This window comes from Brevibacillus sp. FSL K6-2834, from assembly GCF_038592925.1.
Classification (GTDB): Bacteria; Bacillota; Bacilli; order Brevibacillales; family Brevibacillaceae; genus Brevibacillus; species Brevibacillus borstelensis.
Genome location: NZ_CP151945.1, coordinates 3,611,957 through 3,629,769, shown reverse-complemented (window position 1 = coordinate 3,629,769; position 17,813 = coordinate 3,611,957). Strand labels below are relative to the sequence as shown.

The 17,813-nt window shown below is 51.6% G+C and carries 20 protein-coding genes; 14 read left to right on the top strand and 6 right to left on the bottom strand.

Translation table 11 applies throughout. From position 1 onward, the window contains the following. Nucleotides 1-285: 285 nt before the first annotated feature. Entirely contained in the window at nucleotides 286-759 is a 474-nt protein-coding gene (locus NST96_RS17970; RefSeq protein ID WP_003386299.1) for a DinB family protein, read from the bottom strand. A 129-nt stretch (nucleotides 760-888) separates the two neighbouring features. Between NST96_RS17970 and NST96_RS17965 the strand changes: the two genes are divergently transcribed. Together NST96_RS17965 and NST96_RS17960 are read left to right on the top strand one after the other, a co-directional pair. Then, nucleotides 889-1,335, top strand: coding sequence for a hypothetical protein (locus NST96_RS17965; RefSeq protein ID WP_003386298.1), 447 nt, complete (start codon nucleotides 889-891; stop codon nucleotides 1,333-1,335). 108 nt (nucleotides 1,336-1,443) lie between these two features. Continuing rightward, on the top strand, nucleotides 1,444-1,995 hold the full coding sequence (locus NST96_RS17960; RefSeq protein ID WP_003386296.1) for a hypothetical protein: 552 nt from the start codon (nucleotides 1,444-1,446) through the stop codon (nucleotides 1,993-1,995). A 63-nt stretch (nucleotides 1,996-2,058) separates the two neighbouring features. Here the strand turns inward: NST96_RS17960 and NST96_RS17955 are convergent, their stop codons facing one another. Beyond that, on the bottom strand, nucleotides 2,059-2,556 hold the full coding sequence (locus tag NST96_RS17955) for a hypothetical protein (RefSeq protein ID WP_227277550.1): 498 nt from the start codon (nucleotides 2,554-2,556) through the stop codon (nucleotides 2,059-2,061). A gap of 62 nt (nucleotides 2,557-2,618) precedes the next feature. Here NST96_RS17955 and NST96_RS17950 point away from each other — a divergent pair, with 62 nt between their 5' ends. The 3 genes from NST96_RS17950 to NST96_RS17940 all read left to right on the top strand — a co-directional run bounded on the left by NST96_RS17950 (nucleotide 2,619) and on the right by NST96_RS17940 (nucleotide 6,253). Continuing rightward, on the top strand, nucleotides 2,619-3,266 hold the full coding sequence (locus NST96_RS17950) for an MBL fold metallo-hydrolase (RefSeq protein WP_342404272.1): 648 nt from the start codon (nucleotides 2,619-2,621) through the stop codon (nucleotides 3,264-3,266). Nucleotides 3,267-3,321: 55 nt separating this feature from the next. Beyond that, a complete protein-coding gene (locus NST96_RS17945) occupies nucleotides 3,322-4,695 on the top strand; it encodes a CapA family protein (RefSeq protein ID WP_342404271.1) in 1,374 nt (457 codons plus the stop codon). 112 nt (nucleotides 4,696-4,807) lie between these two features. Further along, nucleotides 4,808-6,253, top strand: coding sequence for an IS1182 family transposase (locus NST96_RS17940; RefSeq protein WP_024985259.1), 1,446 nt, complete (start codon nucleotides 4,808-4,810; stop codon nucleotides 6,251-6,253). A 42-nt stretch (nucleotides 6,254-6,295) separates the two neighbouring features. On the opposite strand, the gene NST96_RS17935 is transcribed toward NST96_RS17940, so the two are convergent. Further along, nucleotides 6,296-7,363 (bottom strand): hypothetical protein, encoded by a 1,068-nt coding sequence (locus tag NST96_RS17935; RefSeq protein WP_003386291.1) that lies wholly within the window; start codon nucleotides 7,361-7,363, stop codon nucleotides 6,296-6,298. Between the two features lie 124 nt (nucleotides 7,364-7,487). Between NST96_RS17935 and NST96_RS17930 the strand changes: the two genes are divergently transcribed. Continuing rightward, complete coding sequence (locus tag NST96_RS17930; RefSeq protein ID WP_024983994.1) at nucleotides 7,488-8,633, top strand: SAM-dependent methyltransferase; 1,146 nt, start codon at nucleotides 7,488-7,490, stop codon at nucleotides 8,631-8,633. Nucleotides 8,634-8,691: 58 nt separating this feature from the next. Here the strand turns inward: NST96_RS17930 and NST96_RS17925 are convergent, their stop codons facing one another. Together NST96_RS17925 and NST96_RS17920 are read right to left on the bottom strand one after the other, a co-directional pair. After that, nucleotides 8,692-8,961: a DUF2626 domain-containing protein gene (locus NST96_RS17925; protein WP_003386289.1), complete on the bottom strand. Its 270-nt coding sequence runs from the start codon at nucleotides 8,959-8,961 to the stop codon at nucleotides 8,692-8,694. 133 nt (nucleotides 8,962-9,094) lie between these two features. After that, nucleotides 9,095-9,823 (bottom strand): helix-turn-helix domain-containing protein, encoded by a 729-nt coding sequence (locus NST96_RS17920; RefSeq protein WP_024983993.1) that lies wholly within the window; start codon nucleotides 9,821-9,823, stop codon nucleotides 9,095-9,097. 248 nt (nucleotides 9,824-10,071) lie between these two features. Between NST96_RS17920 and NST96_RS17915 the strand changes: the two genes are divergently transcribed. From NST96_RS17915 to NST96_RS17905, 3 genes are all read left to right on the top strand, one after another. Beyond that, on the top strand, nucleotides 10,072-10,449 hold the full coding sequence (locus tag NST96_RS17915) for a Spx/MgsR family RNA polymerase-binding regulatory protein (protein ID WP_003386287.1): 378 nt from the start codon (nucleotides 10,072-10,074) through the stop codon (nucleotides 10,447-10,449). Nucleotides 10,450-10,537: 88 nt separating this feature from the next. Next, nucleotides 10,538-11,293 carry an enoyl-CoA hydratase/isomerase family protein gene (locus tag NST96_RS17910; protein ID WP_003386286.1) on the top strand — a complete coding sequence of 252 codons (756 nt, stop codon included), beginning with the start codon at nucleotides 10,538-10,540 and terminating at the stop codon, nucleotides 11,291-11,293. Nucleotides 11,294-11,440: 147 nt separating this feature from the next. Further along, nucleotides 11,441-12,070 carry an RsfA family transcriptional regulator gene (locus NST96_RS17905; RefSeq protein ID WP_024983991.1) on the top strand — a complete coding sequence of 210 codons (630 nt, stop codon included), beginning with the start codon at nucleotides 11,441-11,443 and terminating at the stop codon, nucleotides 12,068-12,070. A 78-nt stretch (nucleotides 12,071-12,148) separates the two neighbouring features. On the opposite strand, the gene NST96_RS17900 is transcribed toward NST96_RS17905, so the two are convergent. Next, entirely contained in the window at nucleotides 12,149-12,616 is a 468-nt protein-coding gene (locus NST96_RS17900) for an N-acetyltransferase (RefSeq protein ID WP_003386284.1), read from the bottom strand. A 272-nt stretch (nucleotides 12,617-12,888) separates the two neighbouring features. Between NST96_RS17900 and NST96_RS17895 the strand changes: the two genes are divergently transcribed. From NST96_RS17895 to NST96_RS17875, 5 genes are read left to right on the top strand one after another with little or no spacing between them, the layout of a single operon-like run. Continuing rightward, nucleotides 12,889-14,232: an acetyl-CoA carboxylase biotin carboxylase subunit gene (locus NST96_RS17895; RefSeq protein ID WP_024983990.1), complete on the top strand. Its 1,344-nt coding sequence runs from the start codon at nucleotides 12,889-12,891 to the stop codon at nucleotides 14,230-14,232. A 14-nt stretch (nucleotides 14,233-14,246) separates the two neighbouring features. Beyond that, nucleotides 14,247-14,459, top strand: a complete 213-nt coding sequence (locus tag NST96_RS17890; protein ID WP_003386282.1) for an acetyl-CoA carboxylase biotin carboxyl carrier protein subunit — start codon at nucleotides 14,247-14,249, stop codon at nucleotides 14,457-14,459. Nucleotides 14,460-14,508: 49 nt separating this feature from the next. Beyond that, nucleotides 14,509-15,441, top strand: coding sequence for a hydroxymethylglutaryl-CoA lyase (locus tag NST96_RS17885; RefSeq protein ID WP_003386281.1), 933 nt, complete (start codon nucleotides 14,509-14,511; stop codon nucleotides 15,439-15,441). Continuing rightward, complete coding sequence (locus NST96_RS17880) at nucleotides 15,438-16,211, top strand: enoyl-CoA hydratase-related protein (RefSeq protein ID WP_003386279.1); 774 nt, start codon at nucleotides 15,438-15,440, stop codon at nucleotides 16,209-16,211. Before NST96_RS17885 ends, NST96_RS17880 begins: the two co-directional genes overlap by 4 nt. A gap of 19 nt (nucleotides 16,212-16,230) precedes the next feature. Further along, nucleotides 16,231-17,769, top strand: coding sequence for an acyl-CoA carboxylase subunit beta (locus NST96_RS17875; RefSeq protein ID WP_003386278.1), 1,539 nt, complete (start codon nucleotides 16,231-16,233; stop codon nucleotides 17,767-17,769). Nucleotides 17,770-17,813: the final 44 nt, after the last annotated feature.

The window sequence follows — 17,813 nt, the reverse complement described above, 5'->3', positions numbered from 1 at the left end:
TGGTATTCTACTCGGAGCAGCTCTGGTTTTTACGCTGTCCTCTTCAGTCACGGCAAATTCGGAAGCTTGCGCTGGCTGCAAAGCGCCAAAACCTCATCCGGATTGCGTATGTCTGAATGGTGGTCCACAATGGGCCTGCCCGTGGTGATTTCAGTTCTGAATATTCAATCAAATACTTAATTTCAGCAAGGTCGAACTGCCATAAACTCTTAGCCACCTCTCGGGTGGTATTTTTTTTGACTTCCTGTCAGGCAAAAGAAAAAGCCCGGTATCCCGGGCAAACGGCTAAGCTTGATTTTGCAGAGCTTTTCTCAACAATGTAACCGTGCTTGCGTGCATGCCTTCATGGTACAAGCTGAATAAAAACATGCCCCCAAATGTATCGATTTCGGCTTTTCCGCGAAGGTTGAACGGGCTGGGAAGCTTTTCTTCAAAGCGATCGGCAAACTCTTTTTTAATCCGTTCCGTTTGCTCTGCCAATTGTTGGTTCAATGTTTCCAGGGTAGGAAGCTCCCCTTGCCAATCGGCAGGTTTTGTGCCGGGGCCGAACAGGGCCGCATAAGATTCGGGGAGGTGCGGAGCTTTTCCCCCGTAGAGCAGAGCATCCTGGGTAAATAAAACGTGGCCAATATTCCAGCGGATATTGTTGGAAAACCCTTCCGGCACAATGTCGGCCTGCTCTTCCTTCGTTGCCTGCAGCGTAGCAAGCGTAAGACTGCGGACTACATCGTAATGATCCCAAGCATGTGCAATGTTCATTCGCATTACCGCCTTCCATCTTCGTATCCATACAAAAAAATGTTACTTGAAATTGTCGCTGGTGAAAATATCCGAATGTGCTATGGTTGTCTCTTTCCCCATAAAGATGAAGCAAGGGGGGAGTGAAGCATGGTTACACTGGATACATCTATTTCTTTTTTGATTTACATCACGGCGGTTTCCAGCGCGGCCGCAGGGGTGACAGAGGCTGTCAAATCGGTCGTACCTTTTCTAAATACAGATTACGAAGCAAAAGAAGACAGGCTGGAGGATCACAATCATGCTGCCCGGCTTTCCCACTACAAAAAATTCCTGAATTTGCTCATCTCTGTTGTCGCAGCCGGTCTGATTTTTGGTTTTCTCCGGCTAGACCCGGCTTTGATTCTAGTCGGTGCCCCATCTGCTTTTGTAGAGAACTCCTGGCAGTTGGGTACGTGGATGTGGGGAATCGTCGCAGTCTTCGGCTCTCCGTTTTTTGCGTCGCTCCTAAAAATTCTCGAGTGCTGGAAGCATAATATGAACGGAAACCATATCCCCAACAAGCCGCGGCAAAAGGTGAGCGGCCCGAAGCAATAGGAGGCATCCTTTTCCCTTTCCCGGGTACCGTACGCTCTATTGCCCCTTGCACAGCTCTTGCGATAAGATAGCCTTGTGCAATTTTGAGAAAAAAAGGGAGAAGCAGGCATGAGAAGAAAGTACGGACTTTTGGCAATTTGCTTCCTGCTGACAGTCTTTCTGCTTCAGGCGTGCGGATCGGCTGAATCGGCAAAGGGAGGATTGTCCGCCGCATTTGATCCGGAAAATCCGCAAGAATACGGCATTCGCGGCATTTATTTGGGACAAAACGTCAAAGAGGCGATGGACGTCCTGAAGCCGGCAAAGGCCGATTTTATGGATGCTGTGACGAGAGAGAGCTATACGTTGGACCAAATGGCTTCCGGAGCCGGTACCGTTGTCATGGGATTGCTCCTGGTCGACGATACCCAACTGATAGTCATGGTGAAGCAAGGTGTCTTGAAATCGATCGCAGTCGGAGGCGTTCCTCCGGAAAAAGCCGCCCAATTTGCCACGAATCGCGGATTGGCTGTCTATGACAGCTTCCAACGCTTGCAGGAGCTGTATGGCCAGGCGAAGCCCGGGCAGGAAGTGTCGCTTCAAGGAAGCAAGTACAAGGCGCTATTCAGCATTCACGATGACAAGGTGATCGGTTTTCGTTTCGATACGATTGGCGATTGACAGAGATGGGATACAACGTTCGCAAACAGCCATGCGTGCATCCTTCGGGTAGCGTATGGTTTTTTACACGTCTTTGTCCTGCCAGAGTACAGAGATGTTGTAGGCCCGGGCAATTCCGTCGATTAACGGATCATGGGCAGGATCAATCAGGTACAGATCAGCCGGCGTGGAGGGAATGCGCCCGAGGATAGTTTCCTTCATTTGTTCCAGCGCCGCCCATTGATCCTGATCGTCACCTGCGGATACATCAAGCGAAAAAAATGCGACCCGATCTGCATACAGGTAAGTATGGCCTTCCTGGCTTTCAAACCCGATGTCATCCAGGTGAATGATTTCCGTGTCGGGAGGGAGAAGCCAAAGGGAGAATTCCTCTCCCAGCATCGAGGCTTTCGTCAACAGCTCGTTCAGCTTTTGACGATCATGCTCGCCTTCAACGATGAACAGCTGTCCATCGCGGTCAAACACATTGACATTGTCTCCGATTTTATGTATGACTTGAGCATAGAATCCGGGAAGCTTGCCGGCCGGGGCTTGCATTTCAACACCGAACATTCGTTTCATCGTCATCACTCCACTTTACGCCGTTTTCTTTCATCGTATCATAGTTCATAAGGAGGTTTCACATGAAAGAGGCCAATATGAAAATCGAGAGCTTTGCGCTTGGAGTGTTTCAGACAAATGCGTATGTGCTGACCCATCCGGAAACACAGGAATGTATCGTCATCGATCCGGGAATGGAACCGGAACCTCTTCTTCGTGCACTGGAAGGCAAAAAGGTAGCGGCTGTGCTGCTGACCCACGCCCATCTGGACCATATCGGCGGTTTGAATGCTGTCAGAGCGTTGACAAAAGCGCCTGTCTACATCCATCCTTTGGAGAGTGAATGGTTGACGAATCCCGACCTGAATGGTTCCAGTCGCTGGAATTTGCCGGAACCGATTATTTGTGAGCCAGCCGAATATGAATTGGCCGATGGACAGATGCTGGAGCTTGCCGGTTTTTCTCTCCGCGTTCTGCATACACCGGGCCATTCTCCGGGAAGCTGTTCGTTTGTCATAGGGAAACATTGTTTTGGCGGCGACGTGCTGTTTGCCCAGAGCATCGGCAGAACGGATTTGCCAGGCGGTGACTTTGAGACGCTGATGATCAGCATTCAAGACAAATTGTTTGAACTGGATGACGATACGATCGTCTACCCGGGACATGGCCCCAAAACGACGATCGACGCAGAGAAAACCTTCAATCCATACGTAACGGGGATGCTTCGATAGAGCGCCCCACGGAAGCGAGTGGAAGGACAGGAAAACAAAAGGAGTTTACTGACACATGAGAAAAAAATGGTGTTCACTGGTGATCGTCGTTGCGCTTGGCTGGGGAACAGTTGGATGTGTCCCGCAGACAGGAAAGACCGATCAAACCACAGCAGCCCCTGTCTCTTCCGCCGCGGCTCAAGAGCCGGCTGACTTACCTGCTGAGGCACCTGCAGACAAACCAACGGACCAACCAACAGACCAACCAACAGACCAACTAACAGACGAACCAACAGACAAACCTGTAGACGAGCCAGCAGATGTCTCCACGGAAGAGTCCGGCACCAACCATGCAGCGGGACTATCGGCACCGCTTTCCCGTTTTCCGGAGCAGCGCATTACGCTAATGGCTGTAGGTGACATCATGGTGCATGACGAACAACTGGAAGCCGCTCTTTTGCCGGATAAAAAAACCTATGATTTTGCACCGTCATTTGCGTACGTGAAACCGATTTTTCAAGAAGCCGACTGGTTGATCGGCAACCTGGAAACGACACTCGCCGGGCAAGAGCTGCGCTATTCCGGTTATCCGATGTTCAATTCCCCGGATTCTTTGGCCGATACGCTAAAACAGCTCGGTTTTACCGCCCTGACGACAGCCAATAACCATTCCATGGACCGAAAAGAAAAGGGCGTGCGGAGAACAATCGATCAGTTGGATCGGGTCGGCTTGCTCCATACCGGAACGTTTCGGGACGAAGCAAGCCGCAATGAGCCGCTTATCTTGAACAAAGACGGCTTTACGATGGCGCTGCTCTCGTACACGTACGGGACGAATGGCATTCCGATTCCAAAGGATAAGCCTTACCTGGTCAATTTGATCAATCCCGATCTGATCAAGGCAGACATCGCGAAAGCAAGAGCAGCGGGTGTCGATCTGGTCGCGGTCGCGCTCCATTTTGGAAACGAGTACCAGCGCATGCCAAACGCCAAGCAGCGGGAGACTGCCGAGCTGTGCATCAAGTTCGGAGCCGACCTGGTGCTAGGGGCGCACCCCCATGTCGTGCAGCCGTATGAATGGAAGACGATGACACTGGAGGATGGGAGTACCCACACCGGATTTATTGCCTATTCACTGGGCAATTTTATTTCCGCCCAACGCCGGGATTACAAAGACGTAGGAGTGATCCTGAAGCTCACCTTGTACAAAGGAGAATCAGGAGAAGCCAAAGTGGAAAAAGCGGAATGGACGACAACCTATGTTCATTATTATCGGAAGAATGGAAAACGTCATTATGTCATTTATCCTGTACCGCTCGCTGTTTCAGCCATGGAGCAAGGTCAGAAGCCGCCTGTGCTTGGCAAGGAACTGGCCGATTTCCTGAACCGGCTGCAAAAGGAAATGGATACGCATCTGAATTCGATGAATAAACAGACGAAGGCCAGCTAGGAAGCTGGCCTCAGCCTGTAGACAAAGTTCCGTAAGGAACAGGGTCTGCAGGCTTTTTTGTTGAATATAGAACATGTTACGTTTTCAAAAGTTATTTTTTAGAGGTGGCATTATGCTTAATAAGCAAGAGGCCGAAGGGCGTTATCAGATATCTGCATTCTCGCTAGATGAGTTGGTGCCAGAAGATCATCTCGTAAGAAAAATTGAAAATGCAATCGACTTTTCGTTCATCTATGACTTGGTGGAAAGCCTTTACTGTCATGACAATGGCAGACCCAGTGTTGACCCTGTAGTCTTAGTTAAAATTGCTTTCATCCAATATATTTTTGGAATTCGTTCCATGCGACAAACGATTAAAGAGATCGAAACCAATGTTGCCTATCGGTGGTTTATTGGCTATGATTTCAGTCAGCCCATTCCCCATTTCACGACCCTAGGCAAGAACTATGTTCGCCGTTTTCGGGATACTCAACTCTTCGAGTCGATCTTCCTTCGAATATTGGAGGAGGCGGTTCATCATGGATTCGTGAAGCCTGATGTGCTTTTCATTGATGCTACGCATGTAAAAGCCAGTGCGAATAAGCATAAATACGTGAAAGAAATCGTTGAAGAACAAGCGAAGAAATATCAAGAGCTGCTGGACGAAGAAATCAATCAGGATCGTATTGCACATGGAAAGAAGCCCCTTGAAAAAAAGACAGAAACTTCGAAGAAGGAGGTGAAAGTCAGCACAACTGACCCGGATTGCGGATTGTTTGTAAAAGGGGAAAAGGAACGTGTATTTGCTTATAGTTTTCATACAGCATGTGATCGAAATGGATTTGTGCTTGGTGCCAAGGTAACGCCAGGCAATGTGCATGACAGTCAGGTTTTTGAGGATGTTTTGAATCAAGTGCGAAAGACGTTTGCACAGCCTCAAGCTGTGGCAGTGGACTCGGGATACAAGACGCCTTACATCAGTAAAACACTCCTTGATGACCAGATTCGCCCCGTTATGCCCTACACAAGACCACGCACCAAAGAAGGTTTTTTTAAAAAGCACGAATATGTGTATGATGAATATTTCGACTGCTACATCTGCCCGAACGAGCAAATCTTAACATATGAGACAACAAACAAGGATGGGTACCGTATCTATCGATCAAATTCTCAAGTTTGCCGAAGTTGTCCGTTCTTGAAACAATGCACGGAAAGTAAAGACTACACAAAGAGAGTGAGTCGCCACATCTGGGCTGATTACCTCGAAGAGGTAGACCACCTCCGGCATACCGAGGAAAACAAACAAATCTATAGCAAACGGAAAGAAACGATTGAACGTGTATTCGCTGATATGAAGGAAAAGCATGGCATGCGTTGGACGACCTTACGAGGACTGGAGAAGGTCACGATGCAGGCGATGCTTGTTTTCGCTGCCATGAACTTGAAAAAAATGGCGACCTGGCTATGGAAATCAGGTCGCCAAAAGGTGAACGATCAAAACACCTTCGGTATTTTCATCAAATTATTAAACAAACTCCCTCTGCTGTTCGTTCAGCGAGGGAGTTTGTCTGCAACCTGAGGCCAGCTAGGAAGCTGGCCTTTTTTGCGTGCAAGGGGGGATTTATTTTTTTCCGAAGCCAAAGGGGAAGTTGACCTTCAGCTGCAAACGGAGTTCTTCATCCATCATGCTGATCCCCTGCACCTGAATGTTCGGGGAGATCAATTCCGGATAAAAGCCGAGGTCGTACTGCTTCTCCATCTCTTCAACAGTGGAGGAAGGCAGGGCAAAGCCGTCGAAATACAATTCATTGATCTTAAATTTCAACTGTTTCGGCGAAACGAGCTCATATGATCCGACGAGCCGAAGCTTCATGTGATCGTATTCACCTTCAACGATGAGCTGATTGTTTTCAAATTGAAAACGAGACTGTTTGAACAGGTCGTTTTTACTCATCAGAAACTGGTTGAAATCATTCTGATTGATCGTCAGCGTGTGAAGGAACAGCCCTTCCGACTGGATTCTCTCCGGTGTCGCCAGCTCGGGAATTTGGAACATGACGGTCGACAACTGGGTAAAGAAGGTTTGGAAGGCGGGCAGACCGCGTTTTTGCCAATCGACGATCAAATGGTCCATCAGCGATTGCACGCTGGTTGCATCTCCAACCATTTGCAGGTTTTTTTCTTTTTCCGTCTGGACGGCCAGCATTTCGGCCAGCTGCAGCTCGTATTGCTTGCGCAGGTCTTGCAGGGCCGTCAACCGTTCCAGCTTGTCTGCTTGCAGAGCTGTCATCTTGGCGCGTTCTGCCTGAAATTTTTCCAGGCGCGAGATATCCCGCTCATAGAGAAGCTGCAGAAACTCAAACATCAACAGAAAATCGTTGAAATTCTCGGCATCAAACAGAAGTGTCAGAAACGACACTCGTTCTCCCATGTAATAGGCTCTGGCGACTTCACCAGCATGTCTCCTCATCGCTTCGATGACTGCCTTTTGCCGTTGCATGTCCAGATCGAGACGGGCTATTTCCCCGCTCAGCTTTCCTTCCTCCTGTTTAATCAGGCCCAAGGTTCTTTCCAGTTCTTTTTGTGTAAAGTGCTGCTGCAGGATCAATTGTTCCAAAGGAGGCGCTTCCTGGGCAAAAGCGGTAAGCGGAATCGCGGCCAGCAGTAACACGAGCAAAATTTTACGCATCTCTTCACCTTTTGTTTCGTAGCGTGATTGGAGCAACTAGCCAAATACGCTCTCACCACATTGTATGATCTCTTTTCGTATTATAGCCTTAGTTGGCGGAATTTGGATAGCAGGAGAAGTGAAGATGACGACAATATCCAGAATTTACAAGGAAATAGAGAGCCATCCGGAGGGGGCAATCCCGTTTGTCCGCTTCATGGAGCTGGCGTTGTATGATGAAAGCGAGGGCTATTATACAAACAGCCGCCCAAAGATCGGAAAGGAAGGCGATTTCTTTACAAGTGCATCTGTGCACCCGGTTTTTGCGGAGACCTTGGCTGACGCGGTGGCAGAGATGTGGGACGCGGGAAAATGGCGTTCGCCTGCTCTGATAGAGATCGGTGGCGGGACCGGGGCATTGTGCAGCGGCATGCTTGCTCGATTGCAGGAGAGCTCTCCGCATTTGTTCGATTCCATCCAGGTCGTCCTGATCGAAGCAAGTCCGTATCACAGGGAGCTGCAGAAACAGGCGCTGTCGAAGTGGGGGCTGCCCGTCCGCACCTATCAAAGTCTCGAGCAAGCGGCAGCATCCGAGAGCCTGCAGGGTGTCGTGTTCTCCAATGAGTGGCTGGATGCTTTTCCGGTACATATCGCTGAAAAAACGCAGAAGGGCTGGCAAGAGGTATGGGTCACCAAAAACGGCGATCAATTGGCAGAGTGCTATCGGGACCCGATCCCTCCGCTGGCCCGTTACTTGGCCGAGATTGACAATGGATTGCCCATAGGCATGCGGGTGGAAGCCAATCTCGGAATCGAGGAGACATTCGCACAACTCTCCCGGCTGCTCCGTTCTGGATACGTGATGACCATCGATTACGGCGACTTGCAGGAGGAGCTATACCATCCGAGCAGAAAGCGGGGGACGCTGATGTGCTACCGCCGTCACCAAGCCGATGATAATCCATACGAGCATGTCGGCGACAAAGATATTACGGCGCATGTCAATTTCTCCGCGCTGATCCGCGCAGGGGAGCGGGAGGGATTTCAGAAGGTCACGTATATGCGCCAGGATCAGTTTCTGATCAGGAGCGGGATACTGGAAAAAGCGGTCAATCATACGGACAGAGATCCGTTTACCAGCCAGGCGATGAAACGGAACAGAGCAATCCAACAGCTGATTTACCCAGGGGGCTTGGGCGGGATGTTCCGGGTGCTGGTGCAAGCAAAAGGGGAGGTTACAAGTCACGGGTTTCGTTTCCAAACAGCAGAAAAGTACGGGGAGAAAAGATGACGGCAGCGTGAAGATGCCAAGAAAAAAAGATGCTCATCAGATGTGAGCATCTTTTTTCTTACAGAAACGATTGAATCATCATGGAGTGCTCTTGCGGTCCTACCGGCATCACGAAGAACGTGTAATAGGTGAACCCAACGAAGGAGACAAACATAAAACCGAAGAAGATGTTCAAGTATGCCCGCTCAGTCAGATTCATGTAGCTGAGCGCCACAAAGAATGCGGTCAGGCCGAAGAACAACAGGGCCATCGGGTACAAGCCAGCCCAGAACGACATCAGCGCGATTGCGATCGTCCAGAAGCCCAGTACGCGATACATACGATCCATCTGTAATCCCTCCTTTTGCAGCAAGTCGGCAATATTTACAAGATTCCTTCCCCATTATATAGGACAGGAGGAGACGTGTAAACGGGAAGGTATGACGGTTTTTTGACTGTCTTGGTAAATGCTGCTGGTTTAGCTAATCAACCGACATTTGGCAGTCCAGCTCGGGTACGCGGACTACCGTGTAATTGCATGAGCGGCAGCCGCTCAGCATCGATTCGTCTTCTCGTAACTCAATTTGCCCAAAGTATGTTTCAAATATTCCCGTCAACAAGGCGTTATGCATCCTGCATACAGAGGAAGGATAGCGCTTGGCCGTTTCGGAAAAGGTGCAATTGAATACGCGAAAGCGCAAACGTCCGTCCTGGAGCGCTTCGATGTCAGGCTTCAAGCCTTGGGCGACGACCAGCCGGTGTATATGCTCCAGCTTTTCTTCAAAGGAAGCTTTGTTTTCATCTAAAGGGAACTCCTTCAAGGCGCGTTTCGCCATTTCCGTTCCCATCCGATAGCCCATCTTGGTTAGCGCAGCTTCCCCGGCCTCGCCGAGTGAAAGGATGCTTTCTATCGCTATGTCCGCCAAGAGGCGGTAATCTCGCGGAGGAAATTGCAGGCTGACCACCTGATCGGAAAGCGAATATAGACGGCTGGGACGCCCGCCTTTTCCGCTCTTGTCAGAAGCTGAGCTGAGCAGATTGACATCCTCAAGCTTGGTCAGATGAAGACGGGCTACATTGGGATGGATCGAGAAGTGTTCGGCCACGTCTTGAACGGTAACGGGCTCCCTGCTGTTGGAAACGTACTGGTATATTGAAAAACGGGTAGAATCAGCCAAAGCGCTTGTAAGTTTCTGAGCATCGCATTCCATACCGTTCTCCCCTTTCCGTTGACAAATTACATTAAGTGTATCCGATTTTTCTTCGATTGTTAAGGTAAGAGTGTGCAGCCGATGGGTTTTAGCGCTGTCGATTGCCGTTATATCTAATCGTATTTTTTAGATTTAATACTATTGACATAGTGTTAATACCACATTTATAATCCAAAGTAGAAAAGGTTTTTTTATTAGCTTACTTTTAGATAGCTGATTATGCGATAGATGAGATGGAGGGTTATAAGATGGCTGTTGCAGAGCGTACACGTACCCAAAAATTGACTTTTTTCACGTATCCGAGCTGTACTTCCTGTCGGAAGGCGAAGGCATGGCTGGCGGAAAACGGAGTGAACTATGAAGAGCGTCATTTGTTTAAAAATCCGCCCACATCAGAAGAACTGCTGGAGATCATCAAAATGACAACGAACGGGTTGGATGAAATCCTGTCTACACGCAGTCAGCGATTCAAAAATCTGGATGTGGACATCAACGATATGTCTGTGAGCGAGCTTTTGGAAATGTTGAGCGAAGAACCGCAATTGCTGAAACGTCCGATCTTGACTGACGGCGAGAACCTGATCGTCGGCTTCAATCAATCTGCTATGAAAAACCTGCTTTCCTAATTCGAGGAGAAGGGTAGCCCCCTTCTCTTTTCTCTTTTTTCAGAGGGGGTTACAATGGGGAAAACGAGCGAGAAAGGGTGGAGACCGGGTGGAAACGATTCGGGTAGAAAAACGGGACGGCATCGCGACAATCACTTTTCATCGTCCAAAGGTACATAATGCGATCAGTCTGGAAATGGCAGAAGAGCTGCAGCAGGCAATCGAGGACGCTTCGGCGGATAAGGAAATCAAAGTAATCATTTTCACCGGGGAAGGTGCGAGCTTCGTCTCCGGCGGGGATGTGAGGCAATTCATCGCTGCTCGCGGCAAGGAGCAGGCTCTGCCCATCCTCAGCAAGGTGGCGGATGTGCTCCAGGCAGTGGAGACTGCAAAAAAGCCTACGATTGCCATGATCAATGGACATGCGCTCGGCGGGGGCAGTGAATTTGCGATTTCCTGCAACTTTCGGTTCGCCAGTGAAACCGCAGTGCTGGGCTTTGTGCAAATCGGGCTCCATATCACGACGGGCTGGGGAGGAGGCTCGCGGCTGCTGGACAAGCTCCCGGAGTCCAAAGCACTGGCCCTCCTGTTGACAGGGGCAAGACTCAGCGCCGAAGAAGCGAAAGGCTACGGACTGGTGGACCGCGTCTGCCATCCTGAGCGCCTGCGCGAGGAGACGGAACAGTTCGCCGCGGCAATCGCCGCCCGTCCCTTGGCCAGCATCGAAGCATATATGGACATGCTCGCCTGGAAGCGAAAAGGGTTGTCACTGGCGGAACGCACGCGCCGGGAAGTCAGCCAATGCGCCGAGCTATGGGGAAATGACGAGCACGTGCGTCTTGTAGAGAAATTTTTAGGCAAATAGAGAATAGGAACTCGCCAGCTCCGCTCCCGTTTAAACAATTGTGTGCTTGGACATACTTTTTCTAGTAGAAAACGATTCTACCAGAGTAGGAAAAAGCATAGGATGGAGTACATCATCCTTTTAAAGGTAACGGGAGGGACTTCATACATGGTAGCTTCCAGACAGGACGCATGGACTGAAGATGACGATCTGGTGTTGGCGGAAGTCACCCTACGCCATATTCGCGAGGGCGGGACGCAGCTTGCTGCTTTTGAAGAAGTAGGGCAACGCCTTGGGCGTACGGCGGCCGCATGCGGATTTCGCTGGAACAGTTGTGTGCGCAAAAGATATGACGCAGCGATTGTGATAGCGAAAAACCAGCGGCAGCAGTTGAAAAAGATGGGACGGCTTACTTCTGTCCAAACAGAGGTAAATGGAGAGGCACAGCTTCTGAGAAAACAGCAATCGCCGGTCCAGCAGCTCTCTCCAAGCGGCTCAGCCGAGGAGCAGATTGAAGCAGTGATTCGGATGCTGATGAATCACAAGGATTTGGTCCGAAAGGTACGGCAGCTTGAACAAGAGTTGGAAGGAAAGGTTTTGGAGATAAAAGAGTTGAAGGAAGCGCACGACAGGATGAAAAAAGACTTGGAACAGGTCCAGGGAGTCAACGAGGATTACAAAGCGTTGGTTCAAATCATGGAGCGTGCACGGAAAATGGCCTTCTTGAATGAAGAGGAGCCCGTGAAAGCCATTTTCAAAATGGACGAGAACGGGAATTTGGAGAGGGTGGAAAAATAGACCCGAAAGTCTGCAAGGGACAGCGAATCATGAAAAAGAAGCGGCCGCATAGCCGCTTCTTTCGTTTTTCAAACCCCGTCAGTCTTGAAGTCCGACACCCTCTGGGAGCCATACATAAGGGTTTTCGCCGCGGTCACGGACCGGGTTGTACTTGACCGGAGTAAAACCCATCTTCAACCAGAATTCATCCGCACGACAGCGGGAGTTGGTCTTGATCGGGGCACCGAAGCTCTTGGCATGGTTCACCAGAGCAGTACCGTAGTCCTTGCCGCGATAATCCGGAAGGACCTCCAGCTTCCACAGCTCGTAGTAATCCTGAGCGGGGGCAAAGTATCGATCGTACTTGCCGTCGATTTTGTAAAGGCTCATCCGCGCCACCAGCAAATCATTGTCATAGATGCCGTAGAAAGGAGATTCGGAATCGTTTTCCACGATGTTCGCCTCCAGGTCTTCCTTCATCGAAAGCTCCTCCAGGCCAAATTCGCGGAATCTTTGAAACTCCTCCAAAGTCTTGTAGTTGATGTTTAGACGTTTTACCTCAAACATGAGTAAGCCACTCCTCTCACGCGCTTTGCCTTGCCATAACATTACTTATCATTATACACAAAATCGGTTACATCTGAGCGCATTTTCTCCTTTTGTCCCATCTGTTTGCAAAAAATGTTTTCGTCTCCATGGAAAAAATTTAAATTTCAACCTAGAACTATGTCATATCTCATGGCAAAATAGAGAGAAGCAAAACAATTTCGACAATCGTCCGGACGAGTTGCAAACGGTTTCACGGTGCCGGCCGATTGGTCTTGGAGAGGAGCGTTGCCATGCGAAAAGTATTGATCGCCAATCGCGGGGAAATCGCCAGGCGGATTATTCGCACCTGCCGGGAGCAGGGGCTGGGGACGGTAGCGGTGTTTTCAGACGCAGACAAAGATCTTCCCTTTGTCCGTGAAGCAGACGAGGCCGTACATATCGGCCCGCCACCGGTACCGCACAGTTACCTCAATGTAGACGCCATCATCGCTGCGGCCAAACAGACAGGGGCGGATGCCGTTCATCCGGGTTACGGATTGCTGTCCGAAAATGCAGCGTTTGCCCGCCGCTGTCAGGAGGAAGGCCTGCTCTTCATCGGTCCATCGCCAGAGGTGATCGCCCAGATGGGAGATAAATTGACGGCTCGAAACGTGATGCACAACGCAGGAGTCCCGATCGTACCAGGCTGCAAGGAACCCGCGCAGTCTCCTGACGAGGCGGCGCAGCTGGCTTCGGAGATCGGGTATCCGGTCATGCTGAAAGCGAGCGCTGGCGGCGGAGGGATCGGCATGCAGATTTGCCGTGACGAAGCCGAGCTGAGGCAAGCGTATCAATCGGCAAAGGGCAGGGCAAAGGCGTACTTCGGCAACGATGCGATGTACATTGAGCGCTATGTCGATGAGCCCCGTCACATCGAAGTGCAGATCGCCGGGGACATTCACGGAAACGTTCTGCATATTCTGGAGAGAGAGTGCTCGATCCAAAGAAGACATCAGAAGGTACTGGAGGAAAGTCCTTCTCCCTTTTTGGACGACGATACGAGAGAGAAGCTCTGCAGCGCAGCGGTGCAGGCAGCACGTGCTGTAGGCTACACCGGTGTCGGAACAGTAGAGTTCATCGTCGATGGAAACAAACAATTCTATTTTTTGGAAATGAATACACGCCTGCAGGTAGAACACCCTGTCACGGAGGAAATGACCGGACTTGATCTGGTCGCCATGCAGTTGGCTATTGCGAGAGGAGAAAAACTCTCATTTGCTCAGGAAGATATCAAGGCGATCCGGCACGCGATAGAGCTGCGGGTCTATGCAGAAGACCCGGTCACGTTTATGCCTTCGCCGGGAACGATCACGCTGTATCAGCCGCCGCAGCTGGAGGGCGTCCGGATCGACGACGGTGTGGAAACAGGGACACAAGTGACCCCGTTCTACGATCCGATGATTGCCAAGGTCATCGCTTCCGGAGCGGACCGGAGCGAAGCGATCAAGCGGGCGAAAGCGGCAATGCAGCAATTTGTCCTCACCGGAATCAAAACCAATATTCCATTCTTGCTGGAGGTACTCGAAGACGAGCAGTTCGTCCGGGGAACCTATACCACTCGTTTCATCCAGGAACGGAAACAAAAATCAGTCTAAGGAGTGCGAGCAAAATGAAGAATGTAGCAGCAACGATGGCAGGAACAGTCATCAACATCCTGGTGCAAAAAGGCGATCAAGTCAAAGCCGGTCAAGATGTGATCGTACTGGAATCAATGAAGATGGAAGTGCCGGTTCAGGCGGAAGCAGACGGCGTTGTTGCCGAGATCAAAGTCAACAGCGGCGATTTTGTCAACGATGGAGATGTGATCGTCGTACTGGAATAGAATGGGGCTGCTTCTAAACTGAGCGCCCGCTAGGAAAGGGGGAGCGTCCATGCAGGTACAAATTGTCGAGGTCGGACCGCGCGATGGACTGCAGAACGAACAAAAAGTGCTCTCCGCTCCGGAAAAAATCCGGCTGATCGAGATGCTGGCGGAAGCCGGACTGCAAAGAGTGGAAGCGAGCTCCTTCGTAAACCCGAAGTGGATTCCCCAACTGGCTGATGCGGGAGAGGTTTGCCGCTCGCTTCCGCACCAGTCACGCGTGAGGTACAGCGCCCTTGTTCCAAACCTGAAAGGGCTGGAGCGGGCGCGGGAGTGCGGCTTGACCGAAGTAGCCCTGTTCATGTCCGCATCGGAGACGCACAATTTGAAAAACATTAACAAGTCGATCGAGGAGACCTTTCCCGTCCTTCGCGAGACAGCCAGGGAAGCATTGGCCTTGGGCATGCGTGTCCGCGGCTATGTGTCGACGGTGTTCGGCTGCCCCTACGAGGGAGAGGTTCCCCTGGACAACACCCGCAAAGTCACGAATGAGCTGATTTCGATGGGGGTCTATGAGGTCTCGATTGGCGATACGATAGGAGTGGCTACACCCCTGCAGGTTCATCAAGTTTTTGCGGCGCTTGTGAAAGATGTTACGACTGAGCGCTTGGCCGGTCACTTTCACGATACCCGCGGTACTGGTCTGGCAAATGTCGCCGCAGCGCTGGACGAGGGCATACGGATCTTTGACAGCTCGATCGGAGGGCTTGGCGGCTGTCCATATGCGCCGGGGGCATCTGGAAACATTTCGAGCGAAGACCTTGTTTACATGCTGCACGGGATGGGATACGAGACAGGGGTCAGCCTGGAGAAGCTGGTCGAGGCGGGAGCGTATGTCCAGCAGCTTTTGGGACGCGCCCTGCCATCCAAGGTGCTCCAGGCCGCCTTGGCCCAGTCGCACAGAAGACAACCCGAATCCCGGGCAGAAGGAGGCAAAGCATGACTGTCTTGTATGAAAAAGAAGGACTGATCGGGATATTGACGATAAACCGCCCTGAGGTGTTTAACTGCCTCAACCTGGACACTTTGCTCGCGATGCGGCAAACGGTTGCCGAGGCAGCCGTGGATCGGAGCGTGCGTGTGCTGATCGTCACCGGAGCGGGAGACAGGGCTTTCTGCTCCGGGGCCGACCTGAAGGAGAGGCGGTCCATGACCGATCTGCAGGTACAGCATTACATCAGAACAATCCGCGACACGTTCAGCGAGCTGGAGCGGATTCCCAAGCCGGTAATCGCAGCCATCAATGGCATTGCCCTTGGCGGCGGCACGGAGCTGGCTCTCGCGTGTGATTTGCGTGTGATGAGCGAGACAGCCCAGATGGGGTTGACGGAAACGTCCCTCGGGATCATTCCCGGCGCGGGCGGAACACAGCGGCTTCCCAGGCTGGTCGGCAAAGGAGTGGCAAAGGAGCTCATCTTTACGGCCCGCCGCGTAGCTGCCGGGGAAGCGCTTGCCATCGGACTGGTGAATAAGGTGGCGGCTTCCGATCAAGTCATGACGGCTGCCCTGTCGCTTGCCCGCGAGATTGCCGAAAATGCCCCGATCGCCTTGGCCCAGGCCAAGTATGCGATCGACTACGGTCTGGAGACTGACCTGGCTACGGGGCTGGCCATGGAGAGCAACGCCTATCAGGTATTAATCCCTACCCGTGATCGGCAGGAGGGACTCGACGCCTTTAAAGAGAAGCGAAAGCCGGTGTATCGCGGCGAATAAGAGGAGGTAGTAGGCACCCATGAGCAAACAAGCAGAAGACATGCTGAGAGAACGCATCGCCCAGGTGGAAAAGGGCGGAGACGAAAAATACCATGCCAAGCTGAAGGAGCAGAACAAGCTGTTTGTCCGTGATCGCTTGAAGCTTCTGTTTGACGACGAATTTCACGTGGAGGACGGCCTGTTTGCCAACTTTATGGCTGGCGACCTGCCGGCAGACGGAGTCGTTACGGCTATCGGGAAAGTAAACGGACAGACGGTCTGCGTCATGGCGAACGATTCTACGGTAAAAGCAGGCTCCTGGGGTGCCCGGACGGTCGAGAAAATCATCCGCATTCAGGAAACGGCGGAGAAAATGCGGGTGCCGCTGTTGTACCTGGTCGATTCCGCAGGGGCACGGATTACGGACCAGCTTGAAATGTTCCCGGGCCGGCGGGGGGCAGGTCGAATTTTTTACAATCAGGTAAAGCTCTCCGGCAAAATTCCGCAAATCTGCATCCTGTTTGGACCTTCCGCTGCCGGAGGCGCCTATATCCCGGCGTTTTGCGACATCGTCATCATGGTCGACAAGAATGCCAGCATGTATCTGGGGTCCCCGCGGATGGCCGAGATGGTGATCGGAGAAAAGGTGACACTGGAAGAGCTCGGCGGTGCCCGCATGCACTGCTCTGTCAGCGGCTGCGGAGACGTACTGGCAGCCAATGAAGAAGAGGCGATTTCTGCCGCTCGCCGCTATCTCGGCTACTTTCCTGCCGACTACACGGCCAAGCCTCCGGTTGGGGCCGCCAAGTCGCCTCGTCCAGACGCGAAAAAAATCAGCGAGATCGTCCCGGAGAATCAAAATGCTCCGTTCAACATGCATGAACTGATCGACGCGTTGGTCGACGAAGGCTCGTTTTTTGAGGTGAAGAAGCTGTTTGCGCAGGAACTGATTACGGGGCTTGCCCGTCTCGATGGCAAGCCGATCGGTATCGTGGCGAATCAGCCGAGGGTAAAGGGAGGCGTCTTATTTGTCGATTCGGCTGACAAGGCGGCGAGGTTCATCACGCTGTGCGACGCCTTTCAAATCCCGTTGCTGTTTTTGGCGGACGTACCGGGCTTCATGATCGGCACGGCGGTCGAGCGGGCCGGCATCATCCGCCACGGAGCAAAAATGATATCCGCGATGGCGGAAGCGACGGTTCCGAAAATTTCGGTTATCGTGAGAAAGGCCTACGGAGCAGGACTTTATGCCATGGCCAGCTCTGCTTTTGAACCAGACGCCTGCCTCGCGCTGCCGGGAGCGCAAATAGCCGTAATGGGGCCGGAAGCAGCGGTGAATGCTGTCTACAGCAACAAGATTCAAGCCATTGAAGATCCGCAGGAACGGCAAGCCTTTATCATGCAAAAACGGAAGGAGTACCAGGAAGATATCGACATTTATTTGCTCGCTTCCAATCTGATCGTGGACGCGATCATTCCTCCCGAAGAGCTGAGGCGGGAGCTGATTGCAAGATTTGACGTTTATGCGAACAAGAAGCAGATTTTTTCAGAGCGAAAGCACCCCGTTTATCCGGTGTGACCATTTCGCCCGCTGGTCGTCCCAAGAGGGATGGCCTTTTTTAT

Coding starts and splice junctions, on each gene's coding strand:
- NST96_RS17970 (WP_003386299.1), bottom strand. CDS start 759: ATGAACATTGCACATGCTTGGGATCATTACGATGTAGTCCGCAGTCTT.
- NST96_RS17965 (WP_003386298.1), top strand. CDS start 889: ATGGTTACACTGGATACATCTATTTCTTTTTTGATTTACATCACGGCG.
- NST96_RS17960 (WP_003386296.1), top strand. CDS start 1,444: ATGAGAAGAAAGTACGGACTTTTGGCAATTTGCTTCCTGCTGACAGTC.
- NST96_RS17955 (WP_227277550.1), bottom strand. CDS start 2,556: ATGAAACGAATGTTCGGTGTTGAAATGCAAGCCCCGGCCGGCAAGCTT.
- NST96_RS17950 (WP_342404272.1), top strand. CDS start 2,619: ATGAAAGAGGCCAATATGAAAATCGAGAGCTTTGCGCTTGGAGTGTTT.
- NST96_RS17945 (WP_342404271.1), top strand. CDS start 3,322: ATGAGAAAAAAATGGTGTTCACTGGTGATCGTCGTTGCGCTTGGCTGG.
- NST96_RS17940 (WP_024985259.1), top strand. CDS start 4,808: ATGCTTAATAAGCAAGAGGCCGAAGGGCGTTATCAGATATCTGCATTC.
- NST96_RS17935 (WP_003386291.1), bottom strand. CDS start 7,363: ATGCGTAAAATTTTGCTCGTGTTACTGCTGGCCGCGATTCCGCTTACC.
- NST96_RS17930 (WP_024983994.1), top strand. CDS start 7,488: ATGACGACAATATCCAGAATTTACAAGGAAATAGAGAGCCATCCGGAG.
- NST96_RS17925 (WP_003386289.1), bottom strand. CDS start 8,961: ATGGATCGTATGTATCGCGTACTGGGCTTCTGGACGATCGCAATCGCG.
- NST96_RS17920 (WP_024983993.1), bottom strand. CDS start 9,823: ATGGAATGCGATGCTCAGAAACTTACAAGCGCTTTGGCTGATTCTACC.
- NST96_RS17915 (WP_003386287.1), top strand. CDS start 10,072: ATGGCTGTTGCAGAGCGTACACGTACCCAAAAATTGACTTTTTTCACG.
- NST96_RS17905 (WP_024983991.1), top strand. CDS start 11,441: ATGGTAGCTTCCAGACAGGACGCATGGACTGAAGATGACGATCTGGTG.
- NST96_RS17900 (WP_003386284.1), bottom strand. CDS start 12,616: ATGTTTGAGGTAAAACGTCTAAACATCAACTACAAGACTTTGGAGGAG.
- NST96_RS17895 (WP_024983990.1), top strand. CDS start 12,889: ATGCGAAAAGTATTGATCGCCAATCGCGGGGAAATCGCCAGGCGGATT.
- NST96_RS17890 (WP_003386282.1), top strand. CDS start 14,247: ATGAAGAATGTAGCAGCAACGATGGCAGGAACAGTCATCAACATCCTG.
- NST96_RS17885 (WP_003386281.1), top strand. CDS start 14,509: ATGCAGGTACAAATTGTCGAGGTCGGACCGCGCGATGGACTGCAGAAC.
- NST96_RS17880 (WP_003386279.1), top strand. CDS start 15,438: ATGACTGTCTTGTATGAAAAAGAAGGACTGATCGGGATATTGACGATA.
- NST96_RS17875 (WP_003386278.1), top strand. CDS start 16,231: ATGAGCAAACAAGCAGAAGACATGCTGAGAGAACGCATCGCCCAGGTG.